Origin of the sequence: Collinsella sp. LCP19S3_A7, assembly GCF_052121995.1 — a bacterium.
GTDB lineage: Bacteria > Actinomycetota > Coriobacteriia > Coriobacteriales > Coriobacteriaceae > Collinsella.
Genome location: NZ_JBQKDE010000002.1, coordinates 161,517 through 172,664, shown reverse-complemented (window position 1 = coordinate 172,664; position 11,148 = coordinate 161,517). Strand labels below are relative to the sequence as shown.

General features: G+C 58.6%; 10 protein-coding genes. 2 read left to right on the top strand and 8 right to left on the bottom strand.

Annotated features, from left to right (window positions below; all coding sequences use genetic code 11):
* Positions 1 to 175 precede the first annotated feature (175 nt).
* The gene (locus ACTQV3_RS02135; protein ID WP_154514908.1) at positions 176 to 1,201 is read right to left on the bottom strand and encodes an aspartate-semialdehyde dehydrogenase; all 1,026 of its coding nucleotides are present in this window, start codon (positions 1,199 to 1,201) and stop codon (positions 176 to 178) included.
* A 220-nt stretch (positions 1,202 to 1,421) separates the two neighbouring features.
* Positions 1,422 to 2,810, bottom strand: a complete 1,389-nt coding sequence (locus ACTQV3_RS02130; RefSeq protein WP_154514910.1) for an aspartate kinase — start codon at positions 2,808 to 2,810, stop codon at positions 1,422 to 1,424.
* Positions 2,811 to 2,913: 103 nt separating this feature from the next.
* On the opposite strand from ACTQV3_RS02130, the gene thrC reads away from it, so the two are divergent.
* Entirely contained in the window at positions 2,914 to 4,431 is a 1,518-nt protein-coding gene (gene thrC, locus ACTQV3_RS02125) for a threonine synthase (protein ID WP_441068465.1), read from the top strand.
* Positions 4,432 to 4,634: 203 nt separating this feature from the next.
* Positions 4,635 to 5,516 carry a homoserine kinase gene (gene thrB, locus ACTQV3_RS02120; protein ID WP_154514914.1) on the top strand — a complete coding sequence of 294 codons (882 nt, stop codon included), beginning with the start codon at positions 4,635 to 4,637 and terminating at the stop codon, positions 5,514 to 5,516.
* A 395-nt stretch (positions 5,517 to 5,911) separates the two neighbouring features.
* Here the strand turns inward: thrB and ACTQV3_RS02115 are convergent, their stop codons facing one another.
* The 6 genes from ACTQV3_RS02115 to pflA form a co-directional block, all read right to left on the bottom strand.
* Entirely contained in the window at positions 5,912 to 6,544 is a 633-nt protein-coding gene (locus tag ACTQV3_RS02115) for a helix-turn-helix transcriptional regulator (protein ID WP_441057876.1), read from the bottom strand.
* Positions 6,545 to 7,010: 466 nt separating this feature from the next.
* The gene (locus ACTQV3_RS02110) at positions 7,011 to 7,259 is read right to left on the bottom strand and encodes a DUF3990 domain-containing protein (RefSeq protein WP_441068463.1); all 249 of its coding nucleotides are present in this window, start codon (positions 7,257 to 7,259) and stop codon (positions 7,011 to 7,013) included.
* Positions 7,260 to 7,360: 101 nt separating this feature from the next.
* Positions 7,361 to 7,951, bottom strand: coding sequence for a ribosome biogenesis GTP-binding protein YihA/YsxC (yihA, locus tag ACTQV3_RS02105; protein WP_441068461.1), 591 nt, complete (start codon positions 7,949 to 7,951; stop codon positions 7,361 to 7,363).
* A gap of 42 nt (positions 7,952 to 7,993) precedes the next feature.
* Positions 7,994 to 8,731 carry a 5'-methylthioadenosine/S-adenosylhomocysteine nucleosidase gene (gene mtnN / locus ACTQV3_RS02100; protein ID WP_441536005.1) on the bottom strand — a complete coding sequence of 246 codons (738 nt, stop codon included), beginning with the start codon at positions 8,729 to 8,731 and terminating at the stop codon, positions 7,994 to 7,996.
* Positions 8,732 to 8,810: 79 nt separating this feature from the next.
* On the bottom strand, positions 8,811 to 9,929 hold the full coding sequence (locus tag ACTQV3_RS02095; protein ID WP_441549800.1) for a serine hydrolase: 1,119 nt from the start codon (positions 9,927 to 9,929) through the stop codon (positions 8,811 to 8,813).
* A gap of 227 nt (positions 9,930 to 10,156) precedes the next feature.
* A complete protein-coding gene (pflA, locus tag ACTQV3_RS02090) occupies positions 10,157 to 10,975 on the bottom strand; it encodes a pyruvate formate-lyase-activating protein (protein ID WP_441068457.1) in 819 nt (272 codons plus the stop codon).
* Positions 10,976 to 11,148: the final 173 nt, after the last annotated feature.

Below are 11,148 nucleotides of genomic sequence, written 5' to 3'. Positions count from 1 at the left end.
CCCCCCCCCCCCCCCCCCCCCCACACCCCGCGCGGGGGCCCGCCCCAACCCACCCCCCCCCCCCCCCCCCCCCCCCCCCCCCCCCCCCCCCCCCCCCCCCCCACCCCCCCCCCCCGCCGCACATGATCGAGGACGTTCTGAAAGCTAAGCCCGGCCCCGCCGGACAGTTCCACCGCTACTCGCAGAGCAGTTTGGCGATCTGGACGGCGTTGGTTGCCGCGCCCTTACGGATTTGGTCGCCACAGCACCAGAAGGTGATGCCACGCGCGGCCTCGGGGTTCGAGATGTCGCGGCGCACGCGACCGACCCAAATCAGGTCCTGGTCGGAGGTGTCCATCGGCATGGGGAATCGGTCGTGCGCATCCTCGGCGCCCAAGTCGTCGACCAGCTTGACACCCGGGGCAGAAGCCAGCGCAGCACGGGCCTCCTCGACCGTAATGTCGCGCTCAAACTCGAGCGTAATGCTCTCGGAGTGCGAGCGCAGCACAGGCACGCGCACACAAGTGCAGTTCACGCGCAGCTCGGGCAGGTGCATAATCTTGCGACCCTCGTTTTGCAACTTCATCTCCTCGGAGGTAAAGCCCTCCTCCTTGACGCCGCCAATCTGCGGAATCAGGTTGCTCGCCAACTGGGCGGCAAATGCGCGCGGCTCGGGAATCTCCTCGCCACGACCCAGGGCGGCCAGCTGGGCCTCGAGCTCGGCCATACCGGGAGCACCAGCGCCCGAAGCCGCCTGGTACGTCGAGACGATCATGCGCTTCACGCCGGCGAGCTTGTGCAGCGGCCAGGTGGGAACCAGGCCGATGATGGTTGCGCAGTTAGGGTTAGCGATAAGGCCGTGATGCCACTTGATGTCGTCGGCATTGATCTCGGGCACGACGAGCGGCACCTCGGGATCCATGCGGAAGGCGTGGCTGTTGTCGACCACGACGGCGCCACGCTTGACGGCCTCGGGCAGCAGCTCCTTGGCGATATCGTCGCCGGCAGCGCCGAGTACGATGTCGCAGCCCTCAAAGGCCTCGGGGCAAGCCTCCTCAATAACAACCTGCTCGCCGCGGAACTCGACGGTCTTGCCCGCAGAGCGCGCGCTCGCCAGCAGCTTGAGCTTGCCAACCGGAAACTCCTGCTCGTTGAGGCACTCGAGCATCTGGGTGCCCACGGCCCCCGTCGCGCCCAAAATAGCAACCGTGTACTGTTTCATGCTTCCCCCTTTGAAGGTTGTGGCTTTTGCCCGCACGCCGAGCAGGCAGGATATTCTTGCCCAGTGTATACAAGAACGGGGCGGACACGAAACCCACCCCGTCGAAAAGAAACCGAAACGAAACGCCCCGCGCTAGATTTTTTGGAACATGCCTCAAAACCCACTCATGCGCCAAAAGGTAGATTTCTAGACATATCCCAAAAATCTACCGGAATGGTCGCTATTTGTGGAGGGCAGCCAGGGCGGGTTCAATCGGTGCAGGAGCCTCCAGATCGGAGACCTTCACAATGCCGTTCTCGTCGGAGAAGGCACGGTAAATGGTCTGAATCGCCAGGTCGAAGTCCTTATCCTCGACACCGATAATGATGTTGATCTCGTCGCAGCTCTGCGAAATCATGCGCACGCTCACGCCAGCCTGGCCGAGCATGCCAAACAGGTGGCCGGAAATACCTGCGCGGCCGCGCAGGTTACGACCGACGGTCGCGATGAGCGCCAGGCCCTCGACAACCTCAATCTCGAGCGGCTCAACCTCCTGCTGGATGTCGCCCACGAGCGAGTACAGCGAATCGTGCACATCCTGCTCCTGCACCACGGCGCCAAAGCGGTCGACGCCGGTGGGCATGTGCTCGACGGAAACGTCATAGCGCTCGAACACCGAAAGCGCACGGCGCATAAAGCCGACGCGGGGCTTGGTGCGATCGCGGGCCACGTTGATGGCGACAAAACCGCGCTTGCCGGTCACGCCGGTAATGATGGGCTCCGCCTCGCCCTCATCAGCCGTCTCGCTAATGATGGTGCCGGGGTCCTGCGGCGCATTGGTGTTCTTGATGACCAGCGGAATACCCGCCTCGCGCACGGGGAACACGGCCTCCTCGTGCAGGACGCTTGCGCCCATGTACGAAAGCTCGCGCAGCTCCTCGTAGGTAACGCGCGCAATGGGCTGAGCCTCGGGAACAATACGCGGATCGGCAGAGTAGAAGCCCGAGACGTCGGTCCAGTTCTCGTAAAGGTCGGCGTCCAGACACTTGGCCAGGATCGAGCCCGAGATATCGCCGCCGCCACGATCGAGCAGCTTAATCTGGCCCTCACGCGTCGCGCCGTAGAAACCGGGCATAACAAAGCCGCCCTGCTGACCGTACTCCTGCACCAGCTCGGAGGTGCGGTTCATGCTGAGCGTACCGTCGTGATGGAACGCCACAACCGTCGCGGCGTCCAGGAACGGCAGGCCCAGGTACTCGGCCATCAGGCGAGCGGTGAAGTACTCGCCGCGGCTCACAAGCTCCTCGGTGGAGTAGCCGCCCGAGCGGGCGCGCTCGGCAAAGGCCGCGAACTCCTCACGGATGGGATAGGTGAGCTCCAGCTCGTCAGCGATATCAAAATAGCGCTGGCCAATGTCCTCGAGCAGCTCCTCACACGACACGTGATACTTAACGTGCGCGTTAACCAGGTAGAGCAGGTCGGTCACCTTGGTGTCGCCCTTAAAGCGGCGACCGCAAGCGGAAACCACCACAAAACGGCGGGCCGGGTCGGCATCGACGATGGCCTTGATCTTCTTAAAGTGTTCGGCGTCGGCGACCGACGAGCCGCCAAACTTGGCAATCTTAATCATGGGCTGGAGGTTACCTTTCTAAAAGCCTCTGCGAACCTGTTTTGCGCGCTCTGATACCATAGTTTCACCGATTGGGACCAAGGCATCCGAGGAGCAGTGTTATATGGGAACTTATCATAGTACACGAGGACGCACTTTATCGTGCTCAAGTAAGGTGGCAATCCGCACCGGCATCGCTCCCGACGGGGGTTTGTTTGTCTCGGACGAGCTCGGCACCCAGCAGGTCGATATCAGCTCGCTTGCAGATAAATCGTACTTTGAAATCGCTCAAGATGTGTTGGGAATGTTACTGAATGATTACACGGGCGAAGAAATTTCGGCCTGTGTGAATGAGGCATATCGCGGCACGTTCGCGAGTGAAGAGGTTACACCGCTCGTCAAACTCGACGCTGCGCCGGGCGCTGACGCCCCTCAGACCTATGTGATGGAGCTCTTTGGCGGCCCCACGAGTGCCTTTAAGGACGTCGCCCTGCAGATGCTCCCCCGCCTCATGGCCCGCACTTCCGCCAAGGACGGCGGCGCCGAACGCATCATGATCGTCACCGCCACGTCGGGCGACACCGGCAAGGCCGCACTCGCCGGTTTTGCCGACGCTCCGGGCACGGGCATCACCGTCTTTTATCCCGAAGGCAAAGTCAGCCGCGTGCAGAATCTGCAGATGTCCACACAGGAAGGCGATAACGTCGCCGTCTGCGGCATTCGCGGCAACTTCGACGATGCCCAGAGTGCCGTCAAGCGCATCTTTGCCGATAAGGAGCTTGCCGAGCGCTTGGAGGCCGCCGGAACGGTGCTTTCGAGTGCCAACTCCATCAACGTCGGCCGTCTGGTGCCGCAGGTCGTCTACTACTTTGCCGCCTATGCGCAGCTGCTGCGCGCCGGCGCCATCGAGGCCGGCGACGCTGTGGAGTTCTGCGTACCGACCGGCAACTTTGGCGATATCCTGGCCGGCTACTATGCCAAGCGCATGGGTTTGCCCGTCGCCAAGCTCATTGTCGCGAGCGACAAGAACAACGTGCTGGCTGACTTCCTGACCACCGGCGTCTACGACCGCAACCGTCCGTTCTTCACGACCATCTCGCCGTCGATGGACATCCTCATCAGCTCCAACCTGGAACGCATGCTCTACTTCCTGTCCGATGGCGACTGCGAGCTTGTTGCCGGCCTTATGGAGCAGCTGGCAAAGACTGGTCACTATGAGGTTCCCGCCGACCTGCTGGCAAAGATTCAGAGCGTCTTTGGCTGCGGCTGGGCCAGCGAGGACGAGGTGCGCGCTGCCATCAAGAGCTGCTGGGATGCGAACGGCTACGTGATCGACCCGCACACCGCTTGCGGCTATCACGTCTTTGAAAATGTCGCTCCCGCCGAGGGCGCCAAGGCCCGTGTGCTGCTTTCGACCGCCAGCCCCTACAAGTTCCCGCGTGCCTGCTGCGATGCTCTGGGTCTCAACGTTCCCGAGGACGACTTTGAGGCCATGCGCGTGCTCGAGCAGGCCACCAATACGGCCGCACCGGCACAGCTCGCCGAGCTCGAGTCCAAACCCGTCCGCTTCGAAGACGTCTGCGACGTCGATGAGATGGCAAGCTACGTCGAGTCTGCAGCAAAAAAGATGGCTACCAACTAAACCCCTCATTAGGCGCCGGCGAAAGCCGGCGCACCTTCTTTTATCAGATAACCCCCGGGATGATGACGAACGCGCACAGCGTGCCTGGCTGTTTAGTTCGTCGCGAGTTCCGCACGCAAAGGAAAGCACTTAATGTGCTTTCCGTCTTGCGCAGGACTGCCCGAGCAGCGAACTAAACAGCCAGGCACGCCAGGAGGACCCACATGATCAAGATCACCGTCCCAGCAACCAGCGCCAACTTGGGCATCGGCTACGACACCCTCGGCATGGCCGTCAGCCTCTACTCGCACTTCACCTTCGAGCGCGCTGACAAGCTCACCATCACGGGCTGCCCCGAGGAGTTCCAAAACGAGAACAACCTGGTCTACGTCAGCTTTGTCGATGCGCTGGCCGCATGGGGCGAGCCGGCTTTTCCCGTTGCCATCGACATTCAAACCGATGTACCCGTCGCTCGCGGCCTGGGTTCCAGCTCCACTTGCGTCGTCGCTGGCATTATGGCCGCCGCCGCACTGACAGGCCACACCGTCGACCGCGCTGAGCTCGTCCGCATTGCCACCGAGGTCGAGGGCCATCCCGATAACGTCGCTCCCGCCATCCTGGGCGGCGCCGTCTGCTCCTTTACGCCGACCGATTCGCTCCCCCAGTGCCTGCGCTACGAGGTGAGCGATCGCTTGCGTTTTATTACCGTGATTCCGCCCTACGAGGTTCACACGAGCGAGGCGCGCAAGGTCGTGCCGCAGGAGATTCCGCTCTCCACCGCCGTATGGCAAATGGGCCGTATTGCTGGCATGACGCGAGGCCTGGAGGCCGGCGACCTCGACCTGATTGCTGCCGCCAATGACGACCGCATCCAGGAGCCCTATCGTCGTCGCCTGATTCCCGACTACAACGCTGTGCGCGACACCTGCCTTAACGGCGGCGCCAAGACCATCTGGATCAGCGGCTCGGGCTCTACCCTTATGGCTGTGACCGACGACACCATCGTGGCAAAATTCCTGCAGGTCAAGCTGCGTGAGCAGTTCCCCAAGTGTGAGACGCATATTCTAACGTGCGACACCGAGGGCGCTCAAATCGAGTACCTGTAGCGCCCTGTCTCATTGCTCTCACGGGTCTCGTTGGGGCTTCCCGTGAGAACGTCCTCGATCATGAATGGCCCCGTCGGGCGCTTCGCGCGACGGGGCAATTCGATCTGCGGATTGTTTTCAGGGGAAGCCCCAAGGAGACCTACGCGACCTCGACAGGATAATCGCATTCGCTGATTTAATATTGCGCTCCTTCGGAGCTGCGGATAAGCGGGCCTCGTGCTGCGGAATGTTTTTAAGGGGATGCCCCCGGGTGGCCCTATGGCAACGTGGCTAGCGATGTCTATAGGGACCCACGCTTTGAAGGGGCGCCGGGCTGAAATTATGGCCCTTTATTGATAGGGGCTCTTGCTAGGCTGGAGCACTTACCAGCAACAGGCTTCGACTATGTGCTTGGTTTACGCCGCACTGGGTTCCTTGTATTCGAAGACTGGTTCTAGGAGGTCTTCGATGTTGCAGTGGAGGGCTTTTGCTATGGCTCTTACGCTTGTTACCGAAGCTTCATTGATGTTTCTCTGGCGCTGCTCGTACATTTGGATTGAGCGGAGTGACACACCCGATTCGTATGCTAGGTCTTGTTGGGTTTTCTTAAGCTTCTTTCTTGCTAACGCAAGTTTGGTTTGCCTGGACGCTTTTTTCGCCATATCGCAGACGAGGCGAGCCACTCGTTCCTCCGATGCTTCGTGCCAGGGGTAATACAGACTTCGCAGCACATCAAATGGAACGACATGCAGCAAATCTTCGAAAGACTCTCCTAGGCGCCACTGCAGGTATGCCAGCATCCAACCCGCCCAATATTCCGGCGTCTTCTCAAATCGATAGGTGCAGTCCGGTATAGGCCTGTTTTGATAGCCCGACCTTTCAGCGATAAGCGCGAACAGCTCAACACCCGATTTTCCCGACACTACCCATGCGTTGCCGCGTTCAAACTCGCGAGCAACCCCGCTCAGGCAAAAGAGTTCAGCAACTTCAGATCCTTCTGCTCCATAGTCATTGACGGCATAGTCGAAGCAGTCGCCGAGGTTGTTCATTGCGTCCTCGAGGTAGTAGACGGGATATGTCCTACTCGGCCCACGATCTGTTAACTCTTGGATCATTTAAATCAACCCTCCCTGCCATTAAATCCCTAATGTCGATACCTTCGGAATCGAAGCCATTGACCGTATCCAAGTATTTGCGTCGAGCGTTCTGCTCTCGCTCAAAACGCTTGGGATAAAACTCAGACCCCGAAGCCCGCTTCCAATCGCAGAATCTAATCATCGAAAATGCGCGCTCGCTCATAAGGGCATATTGGATACCCAAATCACCCAAGCACATGATACGTTGCAGCTGTCTGAGCGATATCATGCCGCTGACAAACTGTCTTGCAAACGAAAATAGGAGTCGTCAGCACGATAGCCTCGAATAACGTCATAAGGAGATGTATCAATTAAGCAGTTATCAAGTAGATAGCGAAGCCCTTCACGCGCCAATGGCGTCGAAACATTGAACTCTCTGTTATTCGCCAGAATTGCAAGCCAATTGAGGATTGAAAAACTCCCCAGACTCCAAATCCAAGACCGAAAGGCCATCTAAATCAAGCTCATATCGATTGGCAACGCCATCAGACTCGGTCCGGCATGCCCATTCCATCGCCATTTCCTCATGTGACGTGCAATAAAACCCGCGCCCATAGTCATTGAATTGTCTGCATTTATCCAACGACGGACGTTCGACAACAACCTCCGACCCGTGCCAAAGCTCCATATCGACCTCCGAACAAAAATATCACCCCAGTGATAGTGTACCAACAACTATCACTGGGGTGATATAGATAGATGCAAACTATTGTCTGCCAAGAGCCCCTACTAGAGGCAGGCCTCGGCAATGCGTCGCTTGAGCTCGTCGATGCCGGTGCCGGTCTGGGAGCTTGTGATGATTACGTTTTCGGCCGGGACGTTGAGTTGCTTTTTGATGGCTGCCGCTTGGCGTGCCTGCTGGGTGCGGCTGAGTTTGTCGGCCTTGGTGAGGCAGACGATAAAGTTGAACTCGTTGCCCTGCAGGTAGTCGATCATGTCATGGTCGAGCTTGCTGGGGTCATGGCGAATGTCCACCAGCGACAAAACCAGGTTAAAGCTGCGATCGGAGTCGAAGAAGTCGCCGATGAGCTCGGCCCAGCGGTCGCGCTCGGCCTTGGAACGACGGGCGAAACCGTAGCCCGGCAGGTCCACAAAGTGCACGTCGTCGGCCTCGAAGAAATTGATATTGCTCGTCTTGCCCGGCGTGCTCGAAACCTTGACCAGGTTCTTGCGGCCAAAGAGCTTGTTCATGATGGACGACTTGCCCACATTGGAGCGGCCCACAAAGCTCACCTCGGGACAGGTGGACTCGGGGATCTGCGAAACCTTGCCGTAGCTGGCGACGAACTTGGCAAGCTGGTAGTTAATGGAATCGGCCATGGATGCTCCTTGGTCGTAGGTTCTTACAATAGGGATGCACGATTACGCAGCGGCGATGCAGCGGACGATATCGAGTGTGATGCCGCTCGCGGTGCGGGCGTACTCGTCCAAATCGAACTCTCGCTCGCAAAACGCGTCATATGCCTCGTCACAATTATCGCTGATAGCACGCAGCACCAGACAATCGACACCGTTCTTGGCTGCAATATGGGCAATCGCAGCACCTTCCATCTCAACGCAATCGGCATGCGTCGCCTCGATGGCGGCGGTGCGCATGGCGTCGCCCGTTACAAAGCGGTCGCCTGTAGCGATAGTGCCAACCAGGAACTGTTTAGGGTCCTTCTCCGCAGCGGAATCAGAAGCATAAGCATCGATAAACCCATGTTCGGTAAGCACGGTGGTGGCGATGTCAACCAGAGCCGGTGTCGAGGCAAACTCCTCAAGCTCCGGCGTCGACTCGGCGATGAGCGCCGTGTCGGTATCCAGATAGCGCAGGCACTTGCCAATAACCACGTCATTGATATGGAGTTTGGAGTTTAAGCCACCCGCAATGCCCGAAAACACAACGGCCTGCGGAGCATATCTGCTGATGAGATGCTGTGTTGCACCAGCGGCGTTTACGGTTCCCATGCCAGCGGTCGTGGCGACCACTGACAGACCGTTGAGCTCGCCGCTTACAACGCTCAAGCCCGCCTCTTGCGACACACGGGCGCCGTTCAGTTCTTCTTTAATCTGCGCAACCTCTTTTTCGAGTGCACCGATGATTGCGATGGTAGGCATACCATCCCCCAAACCTGTGAAAACTGTTTATCCACGGTATGGTATCAGCATTTTGACTCAACCGCGCAATACGAAGCCGTTAGGCCAGCGCAGCGCGGGTATCGTAGAGCGCCTTGGCGATGGCGGCCACGGCCTCACTCGAACGGTCACTCCACGGCATCGACGTCATGATGCTCATAATGTAGGTGTCGCCATCGACATCGATGAGGCCAGCATCGCACGTCGCATTGCAACCTGCCTCGCTGATCCAGCCGGCTTTGTTACGCACCATGGCATGGTCGTCCGCAATGCCGTCACGGATAAAGGACCGGGTCGTAGAGGCCAGAAGGCCCGACAGCCATTGCGACGTCTCGCTCTCGCGGCTCAAATACTCGCTCATCTCGCGCCACAACTTGGCCGAGGTGCGCGGGCAATAGGTGGGGAAATCGCTCATTGGATCGAGCGCGACCTCGTCTTCGACGCCGAGTGCGGCAATCCAATCCTCGTAGCCATCTTGATCAAACGTTGCACGCAACGCGACAAACGAGTCGTTATCCGAGTTGACGACCGAGGTCTCGATCAGGTCGCGAACCGTCAGCCAGCCCATACTGTAGCCGCCATAGGTGCCCAGAGCATCATCGAGCGATACTTGCCCTGTCTCGACCAGTAACTCGCAGACGTAGAGTACATAGAGCGCCTTGTAGCTGCTCGCACCGTACACCTCGGCGTCCGCGTTATACGTCACGCCCTTGCCGCTCGAAAGATCGTAAAACACCACGCCCACGTCGCCCAATTCCTGGGCCTGATCAAGGGTATCTTGGAGCGCGGCGAGGCTCTCATCCTCCAGGACGGGGATCTGGTCATCAACCAGTGAGAAGGTCTGCACGGTATCGCCTGAGGGAATATCGTTAAAGTCCGCCTTCGAAAGCCTCGTCTTGAGGCTCGCTGTCGACAGGGTTTGATTTGCGGTGGCTTTAGATTTAGAGACCTTTTTGTTTTGCGTCTGTACCGTTGACGCATCTGAGTGTGCCATTCGCTCCGACGCGTAGGTTTTAGCGGTAATTCCGAGGATAATAACCGCCAACGTTAGCATCCCAATGGCGGCAATCTTCGTCACGCGGATGCGAGCGTCGGAAAGGCCACGCGAAGACGTGCCCTTCGTCTCATATCTGCTGCTATGCTGCGGCACATGCTCGTCCCGCGATGCGTTGTTTCGCACGTGGTCTCCTGATTGCTCCCGTTCATATACGAGCAGCATAATACCGAGCAGGCATTTCTTTCCAAAGATATTCAGAAGCGTTTAAGGTGTCTTTAAAGAAACCACAAGCGTATTTATCCAAATGGCACGATTCTGTTGCGCATCTCACCGCAACCCAGAGAGCAGTCTTTTTAGGACGGGGCTCTTTTAGCTACTTCTCCACCCTACCGGCCCCAAATGAGCTACCCCTAGCCGATGGCGTTTTTGAGTTCCGCGCGGCGCTTTTTCATGCCCGTCATGACGGCGTTGCGCAGCTCGGGGATGCGCGCGGCATCCATCTGTGGAACGCCCTCGAGCTTATAGGGAATCCCCAACTGTTCATACTTGACGACGCCCATCGTGTGATACGGCAGCATTTCCAGGCCCACCACGTTATGCCACGGGGCAATCAGACGACCGAGTGCCTCGCACTCCTCTGCCGTGTCGGTAATGCCCGGTACTACCACGTGACGGATAACGACCTTGATCCTGCGACGCGCCAGCTCATCGCCAAACGCCAGAATGCGCGCAGGATCGCAACCGGTCAGCTTTTTATGCTCGACGGGATCGGCGTGTTTAATGTCGAGCAGCACCATATCGGTCTCGTTGAGTACGGCATCGAACTTCTCGGGATGCGCGGGGTCGAACGCATAGCCGCAACTATCCAAGCAGGTATGTACGCGACCATCGGGGTTGTTGTGCATTGCGCGGAACAGGTCGGCCAAGAACTCAGGCTGCAGGAGCGGCTCGCCGCCGGATACCGTAATACCACCGCTGCGGTAAAACTCATGGTTGCTCTGGAACTCGTCTATCAGGTGCTCGACGGTCACCATGGTGCCGCCGTTAACCGACCAGGTATCGGGGTTGTGGCAATACGCACAGCGCATGGGGCAGCCCTGAACAAACACCACAAAGCGGATGCCAGGTCCATCGACCGTTCCCATCGTCTCGATCGAATGCACGCGGCCCAGGGCAAACGCGGAGTCCTCAGGACGAGCGTCCATACCCTCGAGCTTCATCTCAGCCATTCCCGCTACCTGCCTCTCATTGGTTTTAGCTACATAAATGCCAGAGTCATTCTAGCCTATATGCTTGATGGCGAAACGGTTTAGCGGTCAATTGGATTGTCCTATTCGGCCCCATGCAAAAGCGGCGGGAAGGTTGTCGCAACCCGCCCGCCGCCGAGGCAATAGAAATCGAT

What these genes read in the sequence shown, in the direction of transcription:
- ACTQV3_RS02135 (WP_154514908.1), bottom strand. Translation starts at nt 1,201, where the DNA reads ATGAAACAGTACACGGTTGCTATTTTGGGCGCGACGGGGGCCGTGGGC.
- thrB (WP_154514914.1), top strand. Translation starts at nt 4,635, where the DNA reads ATGATCAAGATCACCGTCCCAGCAACCAGCGCCAACTTGGGCATCGGC.
- ACTQV3_RS02130 (WP_154514910.1), bottom strand. Translation starts at nt 2,810, where the DNA reads ATGATTAAGATTGCCAAGTTTGGCGGCTCGTCGGTCGCCGACGCCGAA.
- ACTQV3_RS02115 (WP_441057876.1), bottom strand. Translation starts at nt 6,544, where the DNA reads ATGAACAACCTCGGCGACTGCTTCGACTATGCCGTCAATGACTATGGA.
- yihA (WP_441068461.1), bottom strand. Translation starts at nt 7,951, where the DNA reads ATGGCCGATTCCATTAACTACCAGCTTGCCAAGTTCGTCGCCAGCTAC.
- ACTQV3_RS02110 (WP_441068463.1), bottom strand. Translation starts at nt 7,259, where the DNA reads ATGGAGCTTTGGCACGGGTCGGAGGTTGTTGTCGAACGTCCGTCGTTG.
- pflA (WP_441068457.1), bottom strand. Translation starts at nt 10,975, where the DNA reads ATGGCTGAGATGAAGCTCGAGGGTATGGACGCTCGTCCTGAGGACTCC.
- mtnN (WP_441536005.1), bottom strand. Translation starts at nt 8,731, where the DNA reads ATGCCTACCATCGCAATCATCGGTGCACTCGAAAAAGAGGTTGCGCAG.
- thrC (WP_441068465.1), top strand. Translation starts at nt 2,914, where the DNA reads ATGGGAACTTATCATAGTACACGAGGACGCACTTTATCGTGCTCAAGT.